Source organism: Pseudomonas sp. BNK-30, from assembly GCF_047456185.1.
Taxonomy (GTDB): domain Bacteria; phylum Pseudomonadota; class Gammaproteobacteria; order Pseudomonadales; family Pseudomonadaceae; genus Aquipseudomonas; species Aquipseudomonas putida_E.
The window spans coordinates 4,894,155-4,911,536 of record NZ_CP179904.1 but is presented as its reverse complement, the minus strand read 5'-3'; the positions used below and the strand labels follow the sequence as shown (position 1 = coordinate 4,911,536).

Sequence of the window (17,382 nt, the reverse complement as noted above, 5' to 3'; positions counted from 1 at the left end):
GCCGGTGGTCGGGGAGCCAAGACTTTCCAGTTAATGCTTTGTATGTGCCGCTTCCTTTGCCAGTCGTCTTCATCCACCATATCTCTAGGCCGTGTTTCGCCCGCCCCATTGCGGGGAGCTGGTTTGACAAGCCCCCTTGCCTGTTACTAGTGTCATTGGATCCAACTTTAGTCGTCGAGGCAGACTTCGCGTGGCCGAGAAAATCAAACTGAGCAATGTGCTGGCGAGCGAACAGCTACCGGCGAACCTGGCCCGTGGCGTGATCGAAGAACGCTTGCGCAGCGCCATACTCGATGGCCGCCTGCCGCCCGGTACCGCCGTGCGCCAACAAGAGCTGGCGACCTTGTATGGCGTCAGCCGCATGCCTGTGCGTGAGGCGCTGCGCCAGCTGGAAGCGCAATCGCTGCTCAAGGTGGAGATGCACAAGGGCGCAGTTGTGGCGCCCTTGATTGGTGAAGATGCGGTCGACACTTATGCGTTGCGGGTTTTGCTCGAATCCGAGGCCCTGCGCCAATCCATTCCCCTGCTCGATGCCGAAGATATCGCCCGGGCACGTGGTTACATCCGGCAATTGGAAGACGAGACGCGCCACGCCGAAATCGGCCGCCTCAATCGGCTGTTCCACATGGCCCTGTACGGCAAGGCTCAGAACCAGAAGCTACTGCGCCTGATCGAGGACGAGCTCAACGAGGAAGAGCGCTTCCTGCGCTTTCATCTATCGTCGATGGGCTTGGGCAAGCTGACCCAGGACGATCACAACGCACTGGCGGATGCAGCCAGTGACAAGCTGGTCGACGAGGCAGTGAGGGTGCTGGAGCAGCATCTGAACAATGGTGCGCGGGTTATCAGGAATTACCTGGACAAGCAAGCAGCCCAGCCAATGCCATAACCCGGAAAAGACAAAGCCCCTGTCTGCAGTGCAGACAGGGGCTTTGGATTTGAATCTTGACGATGACCTACTCTCACATGGGGAAACCCCACACTACCATCGGCGATGCATCGTTTCACTGCTGAGTTCGGGATGGGATCAGGTGGTTCCAATGCTCTATGGTCGTCAAGAAATTCTGTGTGCCGGCCCGTCCTATGGACGTACCCGCGAATCTCTGTAGTTCCTACTTAAAGACAAAACCCCTACCTGCTTACGCAGATAGGGGTTTTGCGAAATGAATCTTGACGATGACCTACTCTCACATGGGGAAACCCCACACTACCATCGGCGATGCATCGTTTCACTACTGAGTTCGGGATGGGATCAGGTGGTTCCAATGCTCTATGGTCGTCAAGAAATTCTGTAGCCAGAATGTCCAGATGGACAGCCCAGCGAATTCGGATATGCGATAGTTGTGATGTTGCGAACTTTCGGTTCTTTCGTCTTCACCACCACAATCTGCAGAAGCAAATTGCTTGGGTGTTATATGGTCAAGCCTCACGGGCAATTAGTATTGGTTAGCTCAACGCCTCACAGCGCTTACACACCCAACCTATCAACGTCGTAGTCTTCGACGGCCCTTTAGGGGATTCAAGATCCCAGTGAGATCTCATCTTGAGGCAAGTTTCCCGCTTAGATGCTTTCAGCGGTTATCTCTTCCGAACATAGCTACCCGGCAATGCCACTGGCGTGACAACCGGAACACCAGAGGTTCGTCCACTCCGGTCCTCTCGTACTAGGAGCAGCCCCTCTCAAATCTCAAACGTCCACGGCAGATAGGGACCGAACTGTCTCACGACGTTCTAAACCCAGCTCGCGTACCACTTTAAATGGCGAACAGCCATACCCTTGGGACCGGCTTCAGCCCCAGGATGTGATGAGCCGACATCGAGGTGCCAAACACCGCCGTCGATATGAACTCTTGGGCGGTATCAGCCTGTTATCCCCGGAGTACCTTTTATCCGTTGAGCGATGGCCCTTCCATACAGAACCACCGGATCACTAAGACCTACTTTCGTACCTGCTCGACGTGTTTGTCTCGCAGTCAAGCGCGCTTTTGCCTTTATACTCTACGACCGATTTCCGACCGGTCTGAGCGCACCTTCGTACTCCTCCGTTACTCTTTGGGAGGAGACCGCCCCAGTCAAACTACCCACCATACACTGTCCTCGATCCGGATAACGGACCTGAGTTAGAACCTCAAAGTTGCCAGGGTGGTATTTCAAGGATGGCTCCATGAGAACTGGCGTCCCCACTTCAAAGCCTCCCACCTATCCTACACAAGCAAATTCAAAGTCCAGTGCAAAGCTATAGTAAAGGTTCACGGGGTCTTTCCGTCTAGCCGCGGATACACTGCATCTTCACAGCGATTTCAATTTCACTGAGTCTCGGGTGGAGACAGCGCCGCCATCGTTACGCCATTCGTGCAGGTCGGAACTTACCCGACAAGGAATTTCGCTACCTTAGGACCGTTATAGTTACGGCCGCCGTTTACCGGGGCTTCGATCAAGAGCTTCGCTTGCGCTAACCCCATCAATTAACCTTCCGGCACCGGGCAGGCGTCACACCCTATACGTCCACTTTCGTGTTTGCAGAGTGCTGTGTTTTTAATAAACAGTCGCAGCGGCCTGGTATCTTCGACCGGCATGAGCTTACGGAGCAAGTCCTTCACCCTCACCGGCGCACCTTCTCCCGAAGTTACGGTGCCATTTTGCCTAGTTCCTTCACCCGAGTTCTCTCAAGCGCCTTGGTATTCTCTACCTAACCACCTGTGTCGGTTTGGGGTACGGTTCCCAGTTATCTGAAGCTTAGGAGCTTTTCTTGGAAGCATGGCATCAACCACTTCGTCGCCTAAAGGCAACTCGTCATCAGCTCTCGGCTTTGAGATCCCGGATTTGCCTAAGATCTCAGCCTACCACCTTAAACTTGGACAACCAACGCCAAGCTGGCCTAGCCTTCTCCGTCCCTCCATCGCAATAACTGGAAGTACAGGAATATTAACCTGTTTTCCATCGACTACGCTTTTCAGCCTCGCCTTAGGGACCGACTAACCCTGCGTCGATTAACGTTGCGCAGGAAACCTTGGTCTTTCGGCGTGCGAGTTTTTCACTCGCATTGTCGTTACTCATGTCAGCATTCGCACTTCTGATACCTCCAGCAAGCTTCTCAACTCACCTTCACAGGCTTACAGAACGCTCCTCTACCGCATCACCAAAGGTGATACCCGTAGCTTCGGTGCATGGTTTGAGCCCCGTTACATCTTCCGCGCAGGCCGACTCGACTAGTGAGCTATTACGCTTTCTTTAAAGGGTGGCTGCTTCTAAGCCAACCTCCTAGCTGTCTAAGCCTTCCCACATCGTTTCCCACTTAACCATGACTTTGGGACCTTAGCTGACGGTCTGGGTTGTTTCCCTTTTCACGACGGACGTTAGCACCCGCCGTGTGTCTCCCATGCTCGGCACTTGTAGGTATTCGGAGTTTGCATCGGTTTGGTAAGTCGGGATGACCCCCTAGCCGAAACAGTGCTCTACCCCCTACAGTGATACATGAGGCGCTACCTAAATAGCTTTCGAGGAGAACCAGCTATCTCCGAGCTTGATTAGCCTTTCACTCCGATCCACAGGTCATCCGCTAACTTTTCAACGGTAGTCGGTTCGGTCCTCCAGTCAGTGTTACCTAACCTTCAACCTGCCCATGGATAGATCGCCCGGTTTCGGGTCTATACCCAGCGACTAAACGCCCTATTAAGACTCGCTTTCGCTACGCCTCCCCTATTCGGTTAAGCTCGCCACTGAATATAAGTCGCTGACCCATTATACAAAAGGTACGCAGTCACCTAACAAAGTAGGCTCCCACTGCTTGTACGCATACGGTTTCAGGATCTATTTCACTCCCCTCTCCGGGGTTCTTTTCGCCTTTCCCTCACGGTACTGGTTCACTATCGGTCAGTCAGTAGTATTTAGCCTTGGAGGATGGTCCCCCCATGTTCAGACAAAGTTTCTCGTGCTCCGTCCTACTCGATTTCATTGATAAGAGATTTTCGTGTACGGGGCTATCACCCACTATGGCCGCACTTTCCAGAGCGTTCCACTAATCTCAAACCAACTTAAGGGCTGGTCCCCGTTCGCTCGCCACTACTAAGGGAATCTCGGTTGATTTCTTTTCCTCAGGGTACTTAGATGTTTCAGTTCCCCTGGTTCGCCTCTTGCACCTATGTATTCAGTACAAGATACTCAGCTTATGCTGAGTGGGTTCCCCCATTCAGAGATCTCTGGATCACAGTCTGTTTGCCGACTCCCCAAAGCTTATCGCAGGCTACCACGTCTTTCATCGCCTCTGACTGCCAAGGCATCCACCGTATGCGCTTCTTCACTTGACCATATAACCCCAAGCAATCTGGTTATACTGTGAAGACGACATTCGCCGAAAATTCGCATGTTGCTCTTTCGAGCAGAACTCACAAATTTTACCTTAGCCTGATCCACCAGCAGTGAAACTGGTGTTCAGTCTATTTCTATCACATATCCGAATTTTTAAAGAACGATCTGACAAAAGTCAGAAATCAACATTCGAGGCGAATGCTCATTTCTGAGTTTGATCAAGGTAAAGCAGAAGTGGTGGAGCCAAGCGGGATCGAACCGCTGACCTCCTGCGTGCAAGGCAGGCGCTCTCCCAGCTGAGCTATGGCCCCGTATTCTACGGCTGAACCATGTAATGGTAGGTCTGGGCAGATTTGAACTGCCGACCTCACCCTTATCAGGGGTGCGCTCTAACCAACTGAGCTACAGACCTATAACAGGGTCGCGTTACAGCATCGTCTTTATACAAAGAATCAAGCAATTCGTGTGGGAGCTCATCAGCAGGCTGATGTCGTCGATTAAGGAGGTGATCCAGCCGCAGGTTCCCCTACGGCTACCTTGTTACGACTTCACCCCAGTCATGAATCACACCGTGGTAACCGTCCTCCCGAAGGTTAGACTAGCTACTTCTGGTGCAACCCACTCCCATGGTGTGACGGGCGGTGTGTACAAGGCCCGGGAACGTATTCACCGCGACATTCTGATTCGCGATTACTAGCGATTCCGACTTCACGCAGTCGAGTTGCAGACTGCGATCCGGACTACGATCGGTTTTGTGAGATTAGCTCCACCTCGCGGCTTGGCAACCCTCTGTACCGACCATTGTAGCACGTGTGTAGCCCAGGCCGTAAGGGCCATGATGACTTGACGTCATCCCCACCTTCCTCCGGTTTGTCACCGGCAGTCTCCTTAGAGTGCCCACCATAACGTGCTGGTAACTAAGGACAAGGGTTGCGCTCGTTACGGGACTTAACCCAACATCTCACGACACGAGCTGACGACAGCCATGCAGCACCTGTGTCAGAGTTCCCGAAGGCACCAATCCATCTCTGGAAAGTTCTCTGCATGTCAAGGCCTGGTAAGGTTCTTCGCGTTGCTTCGAATTAAACCACATGCTCCACCGCTTGTGCGGGCCCCCGTCAATTCATTTGAGTTTTAACCTTGCGGCCGTACTCCCCAGGCGGTCAACTTAATGCGTTAGCTGCGCCACTAAAATCTCAAGGATTCCAACGGCTAGTTGACATCGTTTACGGCGTGGACTACCAGGGTATCTAATCCTGTTTGCTCCCCACGCTTTCGCACCTCAGTGTCAGTATCAGTCCAGGTGGTCGCCTTCGCCACTGGTGTTCCTTCCTATATCTACGCATTTCACCGCTACACAGGAAATTCCACCACCCTCTACCGTACTCTAGCTTGCCAGTTTTGGATGCAGTTCCCAGGTTGAGCCCGGGGCTTTCACATCCAACTTAACAAACCACCTACGCGCGCTTTACGCCCAGTAATTCCGATTAACGCTTGCACCCTCTGTATTACCGCGGCTGCTGGCACAGAGTTAGCCGGTGCTTATTCTGTCGGTAACGTCAAAACACTAACGTATTAGGTTAATGCCCTTCCTCCCAACTTAAAGTGCTTTACAATCCGAAGACCTTCTTCACACACGCGGCATGGCTGGATCAGGCTTTCGCCCATTGTCCAATATTCCCCACTGCTGCCTCCCGTAGGAGTCTGGACCGTGTCTCAGTTCCAGTGTGACTGATCATCCTCTCAGACCAGTTACGGATCGTCGCCTTGGTGAGCCATTACCCCACCAACTAGCTAATCCGACCTAGGCTCATCTGATAGCGCAAGGCCCGAAGGTCCCCTGCTTTCTCCCGTAGGACGTATGCGGTATTAGCGTTCCTTTCGAAACGTTGTCCCCCACTACCAGGCAGATTCCTAGGCATTACTCACCCGTCCGCCGCTGAATCAAGGAGCAAGCTCCCGTCATCCGCTCGACTTGCATGTGTTAGGCCTGCCGCCAGCGTTCAATCTGAGCCATGATCAAACTCTTCAGTTCAATACTGCTTGGGTTTTTAAGAAACCCTAAACTTGGCTCAGCAATCTCAAATGACTATGTGATTTCTCGCATGGCCACTTGTGATGCTGATAATCTTTCTGACTATCAGTCCGTACTCACAAGCACCCACACGAATTGCTTGATTCGATTTGTTAAAGAGCGTTTGGTTAAGAGCTTTTCGTCTCAACCGAGGCGCGCATTCTACGCTTTCCTCAGAGCCTGTCAAGCGTTTATTTTGAAGTTTTTTGCGAGAAACTCGTTTAACTTCAGACACTTAACTCGCTTCGATCTCTCGTCGCGGGAGGTGAATAATACAGCATTCAAAAACGCTGTCAACCACCTTTTTACCACCACCGGTTGGCTTTCAGCCCACCAGGAGAAGCGATAGCTTCTACTTAAAGACAAAACCCCTACCTGCTTGCGCAGATAGGGGTTTTGCGAAATGAATCTTGACGATGACCTACTCTCACATGGGGAAACCCCACACTACCATCGGCGATGCATCGTTTCACTACTGAGTTCGGGATGGGATCAGGTGGTTCCAATGCTCTATGGTCGTCAAGAAATTCTGTAGCCAGAATGTCCAGATGGACAGCCCAGCGAATTCGGATATGCGATAGTTGTGATGTTGCGAACTTTCGGTTCTTTCGTCTTCACCACCACAATCTGCAGAAGCAAATTGCTTGGGTGTTATATGGTCAAGCCTCACGGGCAATTAGTATTGGTTAGCTCAACGCCTCACAGCGCTTACACACCCAACCTATCAACGTCGTAGTCTTCGACGGCCCTTTAGGGGATTCAAGATCCCAGTGAGATCTCATCTTGAGGCAAGTTTCCCGCTTAGATGCTTTCAGCGGTTATCTCTTCCGAACATAGCTACCCGGCAATGCCACTGGCGTGACAACCGGAACACCAGAGGTTCGTCCACTCCGGTCCTCTCGTACTAGGAGCAGCCCCTCTCAAATCTCAAACGTCCACGGCAGATAGGGACCGAACTGTCTCACGACGTTCTAAACCCAGCTCGCGTACCACTTTAAATGGCGAACAGCCATACCCTTGGGACCGGCTTCAGCCCCAGGATGTGATGAGCCGACATCGAGGTGCCAAACACCGCCGTCGATATGAACTCTTGGGCGGTATCAGCCTGTTATCCCCGGAGTACCTTTTATCCGTTGAGCGATGGCCCTTCCATACAGAACCACCGGATCACTAAGACCTACTTTCGTACCTGCTCGACGTGTTTGTCTCGCAGTCAAGCGCGCTTTTGCCTTTATACTCTACGACCGATTTCCGACCGGTCTGAGCGCACCTTCGTACTCCTCCGTTACTCTTTGGGAGGAGACCGCCCCAGTCAAACTACCCACCATACACTGTCCTCGATCCGGATAACGGACCTGAGTTAGAACCTCAAAGTTGCCAGGGTGGTATTTCAAGGATGGCTCCATGAGAACTGGCGTCCCCACTTCAAAGCCTCCCACCTATCCTACACAAGCAAATTCAAAGTCCAGTGCAAAGCTATAGTAAAGGTTCACGGGGTCTTTCCGTCTAGCCGCGGATACACTGCATCTTCACAGCGATTTCAATTTCACTGAGTCTCGGGTGGAGACAGCGCCGCCATCGTTACGCCATTCGTGCAGGTCGGAACTTACCCGACAAGGAATTTCGCTACCTTAGGACCGTTATAGTTACGGCCGCCGTTTACCGGGGCTTCGATCAAGAGCTTCGCTTGCGCTAACCCCATCAATTAACCTTCCGGCACCGGGCAGGCGTCACACCCTATACGTCCACTTTCGTGTTTGCAGAGTGCTGTGTTTTTAATAAACAGTCGCAGCGGCCTGGTATCTTCGACCGGCATGAGCTTACGGAGCAAGTCCTTCACCCTCACCGGCGCACCTTCTCCCGAAGTTACGGTGCCATTTTGCCTAGTTCCTTCACCCGAGTTCTCTCAAGCGCCTTGGTATTCTCTACCTAACCACCTGTGTCGGTTTGGGGTACGGTTCCCAGTTATCTGAAGCTTAGGAGCTTTTCTTGGAAGCATGGCATCAACCACTTCGTCGCCTAAAGGCAACTCGTCATCAGCTCTCGGCTTTGAGATCCCGGATTTGCCTAAGATCTCAGCCTACCACCTTAAACTTGGACAACCAACGCCAAGCTGGCCTAGCCTTCTCCGTCCCTCCATCGCAATAACTGGAAGTACAGGAATATTAACCTGTTTTCCATCGACTACGCTTTTCAGCCTCGCCTTAGGGACCGACTAACCCTGCGTCGATTAACGTTGCGCAGGAAACCTTGGTCTTTCGGCGTGCGAGTTTTTCACTCGCATTGTCGTTACTCATGTCAGCATTCGCACTTCTGATACCTCCAGCAAGCTTCTCAACTCACCTTCACAGGCTTACAGAACGCTCCTCTACCGCATCACCAAAGGTGATACCCGTAGCTTCGGTGCATGGTTTGAGCCCCGTTACATCTTCCGCGCAGGCCGACTCGACTAGTGAGCTATTACGCTTTCTTTAAAGGGTGGCTGCTTCTAAGCCAACCTCCTAGCTGTCTAAGCCTTCCCACATCGTTTCCCACTTAACCATGACTTTGGGACCTTAGCTGACGGTCTGGGTTGTTTCCCTTTTCACGACGGACGTTAGCACCCGCCGTGTGTCTCCCATGCTCGGCACTTGTAGGTATTCGGAGTTTGCATCGGTTTGGTAAGTCGGGATGACCCCCTAGCCGAAACAGTGCTCTACCCCCTACAGTGATACATGAGGCGCTACCTAAATAGCTTTCGAGGAGAACCAGCTATCTCCGAGCTTGATTAGCCTTTCACTCCGATCCACAGGTCATCCGCTAACTTTTCAACGGTAGTCGGTTCGGTCCTCCAGTCAGTGTTACCTAACCTTCAACCTGCCCATGGATAGATCGCCCGGTTTCGGGTCTATACCCAGCGACTAAACGCCCTATTAAGACTCGCTTTCGCTACGCCTCCCCTATTCGGTTAAGCTCGCCACTGAATATAAGTCGCTGACCCATTATACAAAAGGTACGCAGTCACCTAACAAAGTAGGCTCCCACTGCTTGTACGCATACGGTTTCAGGATCTATTTCACTCCCCTCTCCGGGGTTCTTTTCGCCTTTCCCTCACGGTACTGGTTCACTATCGGTCAGTCAGTAGTATTTAGCCTTGGAGGATGGTCCCCCCATGTTCAGACAAAGTTTCTCGTGCTCCGTCCTACTCGATTTCATTGATAAGAGATTTTCGTGTACGGGGCTATCACCCACTATGGCCGCACTTTCCAGAGCGTTCCACTAATCTCAAACCAACTTAAGGGCTGGTCCCCGTTCGCTCGCCACTACTAAGGGAATCTCGGTTGATTTCTTTTCCTCAGGGTACTTAGATGTTTCAGTTCCCCTGGTTCGCCTCTTGCACCTATGTATTCAGTACAAGATACTCAGCTTATGCTGAGTGGGTTCCCCCATTCAGAGATCTCTGGATCACAGTCTGTTTGCCGACTCCCCAAAGCTTATCGCAGGCTACCACGTCTTTCATCGCCTCTGACTGCCAAGGCATCCACCGTATGCGCTTCTTCACTTGACCATATAACCCCAAGCAATCTGGTTATACTGTGAAGACGACATTCGCCGAAAATTCGCATGTTGCTCTTTCGAGCAGAACTCACAAATTTTACCTTAGCCTGATCCACCAGCAGTGAAACTGGTGTTCAGTCTATTTCTATCACATATCCGAATTTTTAAAGAACGATCTGACAAAAGTCAGAAATCAACATTCAAGCCGAATGTTCATTTCTGAGTTCTGATCAGGAACAGCGCTGGACCTATATTTAGGTCCTGATCGCCTTTTACAAAGAATCAAGCAATTCGTGTGGGAGCTCATCAGCAGGCTGATGTCGTCGATTAAGGAGGTGATCCAGCCGCAGGTTCCCCTACGGCTACCTTGTTACGACTTCACCCCAGTCATGAATCACACCGTGGTAACCGTCCTCCCGAAGGTTAGACTAGCTACTTCTGGTGCAACCCACTCCCATGGTGTGACGGGCGGTGTGTACAAGGCCCGGGAACGTATTCACCGCGACATTCTGATTCGCGATTACTAGCGATTCCGACTTCACGCAGTCGAGTTGCAGACTGCGATCCGGACTACGATCGGTTTTGTGAGATTAGCTCCACCTCGCGGCTTGGCAACCCTCTGTACCGACCATTGTAGCACGTGTGTAGCCCAGGCCGTAAGGGCCATGATGACTTGACGTCATCCCCACCTTCCTCCGGTTTGTCACCGGCAGTCTCCTTAGAGTGCCCACCATGACGTGCTGGTAACTAAGGACAAGGGTTGCGCTCGTTACGGGACTTAACCCAACATCTCACGACACGAGCTGACGACAGCCATGCAGCACCTGTGTCAGAGTTCCCGAAGGCACCAATCCATCTCTGGAAAGTTCTCTGCATGTCAAGGCCTGGTAAGGTTCTTCGCGTTGCTTCGAATTAAACCACATGCTCCACCGCTTGTGCGGGCCCCCGTCAATTCATTTGAGTTTTAACCTTGCGGCCGTACTCCCCAGGCGGTCAACTTAATGCGTTAGCTGCGCCACTAAAATCTCAAGGATTCCAACGGCTAGTTGACATCGTTTACGGCGTGGACTACCAGGGTATCTAATCCTGTTTGCTCCCCACGCTTTCGCACCTCAGTGTCAGTATCAGTCCAGGTGGTCGCCTTCGCCACTGGTGTTCCTTCCTATATCTACGCATTTCACCGCTACACAGGAAATTCCACCACCCTCTACCGTACTCTAGCTTGCCAGTTTTGGATGCAGTTCCCAGGTTGAGCCCGGGGCTTTCACATCCAACTTAACAAACCACCTACGCGCGCTTTACGCCCAGTAATTCCGATTAACGCTTGCACCCTCTGTATTACCGCGGCTGCTGGCACAGAGTTAGCCGGTGCTTATTCTGTCGGTAACGTCAAAACACTAACGTATTAGGTTAATGCCCTTCCTCCCAACTTAAAGTGCTTTACAATCCGAAGACCTTCTTCACACACGCGGCATGGCTGGATCAGGCTTTCGCCCATTGTCCAATATTCCCCACTGCTGCCTCCCGTAGGAGTCTGGACCGTGTCTCAGTTCCAGTGTGACTGATCATCCTCTCAGACCAGTTACGGATCGTCGCCTTGGTGAGCCATTACCCCACCAACTAGCTAATCCGACCTAGGCTCATCTGATAGCGCAAGGCCCGAAGGTCCCCTGCTTTCTCCCGTAGGACGTATGCGGTATTAGCGTTCCTTTCGAAACGTTGTCCCCCACTACCAGGCAGATTCCTAGGCATTACTCACCCGTCCGCCGCTGAATCAAGGAGCAAGCTCCCGTCATCCGCTCGACTTGCATGTGTTAGGCCTGCCGCCAGCGTTCAATCTGAGCCATGATCAAACTCTTCAGTTCAATACTGCTTGGGTTTTTAAGAAACCCTAAACTTGGCTCAGCAATCTCAAATGACTATGTGATTTCTCGCATGGTCACTTGTGATGCTGATAATCTTTCTGACTATCAGTCCATACTCACAAGCACCCACACGAATTGCTTGATTCGATTTGTTAAAGAGCGTTTGGTTAAGAGCTTTTCGCCTCAACCGAGGCGCGCATTCTACGCTTTCCTCAGAGCCTGTCAAGCGTTTATTTTGAAGTTTTTTGCGAGAAACTCGTTCAACTTCAAACACTTGGCTCGCTGCGATCTCTCGTAGCGGGAGGCGAATCATACAGCGTTTAGAAGCGCTGTCAACCACCATTTCAACCGCTATCGATCAGGCGATCGAAGCACCACCAGTACTACCTGGATTAAGCAACTCTTTGAATTTCAAGGAGTTTCTCGTTCCGACTACGCTGGAAGTGGGGCGCATTATAAGGGGATTCGAACGCCCGTCAAGGCTTAATTCCAATAAACCTTACTATCGCTAAAAAGCAAAGCGGGGAGGCCTGTCGGCCTCCCCGCTTTTCATCACCTATATATAGCCTCAGAGCACACCGGCGCTGCGCAAGCGCCCAAGCGCATCGCCATCCAACCCCAACACATCACCTAGAACTGCCTCCGTGTGCTCACCTAGCAGCGGCGGCGCACGACGATACTCAACGGGCGTTTCCGATAACCTGATAGGGCTGGCCACCTGCGGCACACTCCCAGCCAAGGCATGGGGCATGCTCACAGCCAGGCCGCGCGCAAGCACTTGCGGGTCCTGGAACATCTGCGCCAGATCATTGATCGGCCCACAGGGCACGCCTGCAGCTTCCAACTGGCTCACCCACTCAGCCGTTGTCTTGAACACCGTGGCCTGGCGAATCAACGGAATCAGCTCCGCCCGATTGGCCACCCGCAGCTTGTTGGTTGCGAAGCGTGGGTCATCAGCCCATTGAGGCTGACCAGCCACCTCGGCGAACTTGCGGAACTGGCCATCGTTGCCGACGGTAAGAATGAAGTCGCCATCTGCGGTCGGGAAATCCTGATAAGGCACAATATTAGGATGTGCATTGCCCAGCCGTCGCGGCGGGTTGCCGGTAGTGAGGTAGTTCATCGCCTGATTGGCCAGGCAGGCTACCTGCACATCCAGCAAGGCCATATCGATGTGCTGCCCGACACCGGCCTGGTCGCGATGGGCGAGGGCCGCCAGTATGGCCACGGTCGAATACAGCCCAGTCAGAATATCGGTAAGCGCTACCCCCACCTTCACAGGTCCGGCACCCTCATCACCGTCGGGGCGCCCGGTCAGGCTCATCAGCCCGCCCAGCCCCTGGATCATGAAGTCATAGCCGGCGCGCTTAGCGTAGGGCCCGGTCTGACCGAAGCCAGTGATCGAGCAATAGATAAGCCGGGGATTCACCAACTTCAGGCTCGCGTAATCCAGCCCATAGGCAGCCAGCCCGCCAACCTTGAAGTTTTCAATGACGATGTCCGACTTCGCAGCCAGCTCACGCACCAGGCGCTGCCCCTCTGGCTGAGTAAAGTCGATGGTCACCGAACGCTTGTTACGGTTGGCCGACAAATAGTAAGCCGCCTCACTGGTGTTCTCGCCTTGTACATCCTTGAGGAAGGGCGGCCCCCAGGCGCGAGTATCGTCGCCGCTGCCTGGGCGCTCGACCTTGATCACGTCGGCGCCCAGGTCAGCCAGAATCTGACCAGACCAAGGCCCAGCCAGCACACGGGAGAGGTCCAGCACCCGCAGATGAGATAGCGCGCCCATACCCTGGCTCCTTATCAATAGAAGGCCTGGATGCCGGTTTGCGCGCGCCCCAGAATCAGCGCGTGTACGTCATGGGTGCCCTCATAGGTATTGACCACCTCAAGATTGACCAGATGACGCGCCACGCCGAACTCGTCGGAGATACCGTTACCACCCAACATGTCACGGGCCATACGCGCAATGTCCAGCGACTTGCCGCACGAGTTGCGCTTCATGATCGAGGTGATCTCCACCGCAGCGGTGCCCTCGTCTTTCATACGCCCCAAACGCAGGCAGCCTTGCAGGGCCAGGGTAATTTCGGTCTGCATGTCGGCCAGCTTTTTCTGGATAAGCTGATTGGCAGCCAGCGGGCGACCGAACTGCTGACGGTCCAGGGTGTACTGGCGAGCGGTGTGCCAGCAGGCTTCAGCAGCCCCCAAAGCACCCCACGAAATACCATAACGGGCAGAGTTCAGGCAGGTGAACGGACCTTTGAGGCCACGCACATCCGGGAAGATGTTTTCCTCAGGCACGAACACATTGTCCATCACGATTTCGCCGGTGATCGACGCGCGCAGCCCGACCTTGCCATGGATCGCCGGTGCACTGAGGCCCTGCCAACCCTTTTCAAGAACAAAGCCGCGGATATCGCCAGCGTCATCCTTGGCCCAGACCACGAACACATCGGCGATCGGGCTGTTGGTGATCCACATCTTGCTGCCGCTCAGGCGATAGCCGCCGTCCACCTTTCTGGCACGGGTGATCATCGAGCCCGGGTCGGAGCCATGGTTAGGCTCGGTCAGGCCGAAGCAACCGATCCACTCACCGCTGGCAAGCTTGGGCAGGTACTTCTGTTTCTGCGCTTCGGTACCGAACTCGTTGATCGGCACCATCACCAGTGAAGACTGCACACTCATCATCGAGCGATAGCCAGAGTCGATACGCTCCACTTCCCGGGCAATCAGCCCGTAGCACACGTAGTTGAGCCCACTCCCGCCATATTGCTCGGGAATGGTTGCGCCCAGCAGGCCGACTTCACCCATTTCGCGAAAAATAGCGGGGTCGGTCTGCTCATGACGGAAAGCCTCCAGCACCCGCGGGGCCAGCTTGTCCTGGGCGAACTGATAGGCGCTGTCACGAACCATGCGCTCTTCTTCAGTGAGCTGCTGGTCCAGCAGCAGCGGGTCGATCCAGTTGAAGCTTGCTTTACCGGCCATGAGTGAAATCCTCGAAATAGGGGAGCAGATTCTTGTGCCTTTGATCCTAGGCCTGATCTACAACGAGGACAAACGAGGATTGCGCACGTATTAGTGATAATTTATCACTCCGAAACACACAAAAACCCCATCTTGCAAACCCTATAAGTGAGGTTGCTGTACATGCGTCGCAAGATCCCCAGTACCACCGCATTGGTCTGCTTCGAAGCGGCAGCGCGCCACGAGAGCTTTACCAAGGCCGCTCAGGAACTTGCCCTGACCCAAGGCGCCGTCTGTCGCCAGATCGGCGGCCTCGAGGGGTTTCTCAACGTGGAACTGTTCCGGCGCTCGCGGCGCGGCGTCAAGCTGACAGAGGCGGGACTGTCGTATAGCCGCCAGGTTGCCGCACAGCTGGATGCTGTAGAGCGTGACACCTTGTCGGTAATGCGCCAGCAAGGTGCCAACGTGATCGAACTGGCCGTAGTACCGACTTTCGGCACCCAATGGCTGCTGCCGCGGCTCAAGGACTTCCAGCAACGGCACCCGGATGTTACTGTCAACCTCACCAACCGCACACGGCCGTTCCTGTTTGCCGACACCACGTTCGATGCCGCTATCTATTTTGGCGATGCCGACTGGTCAGGCACGCACTCCCACCGCCTGATGGGCGAAAACCCGGTACCCGTGTGCAGCCCAGCCTTGCTGGACGGGCAAGGCATGCTCGACGCGACGCGAATCGCCCACCTGCCGCTGCTGCAGCAGACCACGCGGCCCTATGCCTGGCGACAGTGGTTCAATGGTCTGGGCATGAACGTTTCCGGGGACATGACAGGCCCGCGCTATGAACTGTTCTCAATGCTGGCCCAAGCTGCCACCCACGAGATGGGCATCGCGCTGATACCACCGTTCCTGATCCAGCGGGAACTGGAGGAAGGCAGACTGGTGGTCGCTAACAGATACGCCCTGTCCAGCGACAAGGCCTATTATCTGATGATTCCCGAGCGCAAGGCCGAATCGGCGTCGCTGCGGGCATTCCGTGATTGGCTACTGGGGCAGGCACAGCATTACATCGCCCCTTCCCTACCCTTGTAGTCAATTATTTTGAACACCTACAGATGTATGTTTTTGTCGCATATAAGCAAACTGTTCAGGTGAATCGAAAAACCCCGACAAAACCGCTAAACACGCGGCTTTCAGAGGGTTTTACGACCTTCGCGAATCCATCTGCGAAATCAGCGCAAAAAATTTCAAAAAATCCCCTAATCTGCCAATAGCCCATGTTTGACGGGCTGCGCCCTATCCGTTGCGACATACGGTCACAGGGTGACTTGTAGTTTTAACTTCGTTTCGCTCCAGAACCGGTTGAAGGCCCCTGGGTTCGTCTGCAAAATGCTCCGCCCGCCCTGGATTCGGCGGACTGGCGCTCAACAGCCAAACCCGCGCACCACCCGAAGTGCGCTGGCTTCTATAAAGACAAAAAGGTCACCGCAGGAGAAATAGTCGTGCACATTGGTGTTCCTCTCGAGACGCAGACCGGTGAGACAAGGGTCGCTGCGACCCCGGAAACCATCAAGAAACTGATTGGCCAGGGCCATCAGGTCACCGTCCAACGGGGGGCAGGGCTCAATGCCAGCATTCCGGACAGTGCCTATGAGGCCGTGGGCGCTTCCCTGGGAAGTGCAGCCGATGCCTACGGCGCCCAACTGGTCCTCAAGGTGGTCGGTCCCAACGACCAGGAGCTGGCCCTGATCAACAGCGGCAGCCTTCTGGTGGGCATGCTCAACCCATTCAACAACGAGCTGATCGGCAAGATGGCAGAGCGCGGTATCACTGCCTTCGCCCTGGAGGCCGCGCCGCGTACATCCCGGGCCCAGAGCCTGGACGTGCTGTCGTCCCAGGCCAACATCGCCGGTTACAAGGCCGTGTTGCTGGCTGCCCATCATTACCCGCGCTTCATGCCCATGCTGATGACCGCCGCCGGTACTGTGAAAGCCGCGCGCGTGCTGATCCTGGGTGCTGGCGTTGCCGGCCTGCAGGCCATCGCCACCGCCAAGCGCCTGGGCGCAGTCATCGAGGCGTCCGACGTACGCCCGGCTGTCAAGGAGCAGATCGAGTCGCTGGGCGCCAAGTTCATCGACGTGCCCTACGAGACCGATGAGGAGCGCGAGTGCGCAGAAGGCGTCGGCGGCTATGCCCGGCCGATGCCGGCCAGCTGGATGCAGCGCCAGGCCCAGGCCGTGCATGAGCGAGCCAAACAGGCCGACATCGTCATCACTACGGCGCTCATCCCCGGCCGCAAGGCACCGACCCTGCTCAGCGCCGAAACCGTGGCGCAGATGAAACCAGGCTCGGTGGTCATCGATCTGGCCGCTGCCCAAGGCGGTAATTGCCCGCTGACCGTGGCCGACCAGGTCGTGATGGAAAACGGCGTGACCATCGTCGGCCCGACCAACCTGCCGGCCCAGGTGGCAGCAGATGCCTCGGCACTGTATGCACGCAACCTGCTGGATTTCATGAAGCTGCTGTTCGACAAGGACGGCGCGCTGGTCATCAACCTCGAAGACGACATCGTCGCCGCGTGCCTGATGTGCCGCGACGGCCAGGTCGTGCGCAAGAACGGCTAAGGAGCACGAC

Annotated in this window: 5 protein-coding genes, 2 tRNA genes and 7 rRNA genes; 3 read left to right on the top strand and 11 right to left on the bottom strand. The window is 54.4% G+C overall.

What is annotated here, in order from left to right:
• Window positions 1-190: 190 nt before the first annotated feature.
• A complete protein-coding gene (locus ACMGGN_RS22790) occupies window positions 191-889 on the top strand; it encodes a GntR family transcriptional regulator (protein WP_119687966.1) in 699 nt (232 codons plus the stop codon).
• 54 nt (window positions 890-943) lie between these two features.
• On the opposite strand, the gene rrf (ACMGGN_RS22785) is transcribed toward ACMGGN_RS22790, so the two are convergent.
• The 11 genes from rrf (ACMGGN_RS22785) to ACMGGN_RS22735 all read right to left on the bottom strand — a co-directional run bounded on the left by rrf (ACMGGN_RS22785) (window position 944) and on the right by ACMGGN_RS22735 (window position 14,769).
• Window positions 944-1,059 (bottom strand): 5S ribosomal RNA (gene rrf, locus ACMGGN_RS22785).
• Between the two features lie 109 nt (window positions 1,060-1,168).
• A 5S ribosomal RNA gene (gene rrf / locus ACMGGN_RS22780) occupies window positions 1,169-1,284 on the bottom strand.
• A gap of 131 nt (window positions 1,285-1,415) precedes the next feature.
• Window positions 1,416-4,307: ribosomal RNA gene (locus ACMGGN_RS22775) — 23S ribosomal RNA — on the bottom strand.
• A 236-nt stretch (window positions 4,308-4,543) separates the two neighbouring features.
• A tRNA-Ala gene (locus ACMGGN_RS22770) sits at window positions 4,544-4,619 on the bottom strand.
• Between the two features lie 24 nt (window positions 4,620-4,643).
• A tRNA-Ile gene (locus tag ACMGGN_RS22765) sits at window positions 4,644-4,720 on the bottom strand.
• An 86-nt stretch (window positions 4,721-4,806) separates the two neighbouring features.
• A 16S ribosomal RNA gene (locus ACMGGN_RS22760) occupies window positions 4,807-6,343 on the bottom strand.
• Between the two features lie 447 nt (window positions 6,344-6,790).
• Window positions 6,791-6,906, bottom strand: a 5S ribosomal RNA gene (rrf, locus tag ACMGGN_RS22755).
• A gap of 131 nt (window positions 6,907-7,037) precedes the next feature.
• A 23S ribosomal RNA gene (locus tag ACMGGN_RS22750) occupies window positions 7,038-9,929 on the bottom strand.
• 318 nt (window positions 9,930-10,247) lie between these two features.
• Window positions 10,248-11,784, bottom strand: a 16S ribosomal RNA gene (locus ACMGGN_RS22745).
• The 16S, 23S and 5S rRNA genes sit together here with 2 tRNA genes alongside, the layout of an rRNA operon.
• Before the next feature lie 568 nt (window positions 11,785-12,352).
• The gene (locus ACMGGN_RS22740; RefSeq protein WP_174142402.1) at window positions 12,353-13,573 is read right to left on the bottom strand and encodes a CaiB/BaiF CoA transferase family protein; all 1,221 of its coding nucleotides are present in this window, start codon (window positions 13,571-13,573) and stop codon (window positions 12,353-12,355) included.
• A gap of 14 nt (window positions 13,574-13,587) precedes the next feature.
• Window positions 13,588-14,769, bottom strand: a complete 1,182-nt coding sequence (locus tag ACMGGN_RS22735) for an acyl-CoA dehydrogenase (RefSeq protein ID WP_012316821.1) — start codon at window positions 14,767-14,769, stop codon at window positions 13,588-13,590.
• A 162-nt stretch (window positions 14,770-14,931) separates the two neighbouring features.
• On the opposite strand from ACMGGN_RS22735, the gene ACMGGN_RS22730 reads away from it, so the two are divergent.
• Entirely contained in the window at window positions 14,932-15,840 is a 909-nt protein-coding gene (locus ACMGGN_RS22730; protein ID WP_046786714.1) for a LysR substrate-binding domain-containing protein, read from the top strand.
• 410 nt (window positions 15,841-16,250) lie between these two features.
• Window positions 16,251-17,372, top strand: a complete 1,122-nt coding sequence (locus ACMGGN_RS22725; RefSeq protein WP_039604735.1) for a Re/Si-specific NAD(P)(+) transhydrogenase subunit alpha — start codon at window positions 16,251-16,253, stop codon at window positions 17,370-17,372.
• The last annotated feature ends 10 nt before the right edge of the window (window positions 17,373-17,382 follow it).

What these genes read in the sequence shown, in the direction of transcription:
- ACMGGN_RS22740 (WP_174142402.1), bottom strand. Translation starts at nt 13,573, where the DNA reads ATGGGCGCGCTATCTCATCTGCGGGTGCTGGACCTCTCCCGTGTGCTG.
- ACMGGN_RS22735 (WP_012316821.1), bottom strand. Translation starts at nt 14,769, where the DNA reads ATGGCCGGTAAAGCAAGCTTCAACTGGATCGACCCGCTGCTGCTGGAC.
- ACMGGN_RS22730 (WP_046786714.1), top strand. Translation starts at nt 14,932, where the DNA reads ATGCGTCGCAAGATCCCCAGTACCACCGCATTGGTCTGCTTCGAAGCG.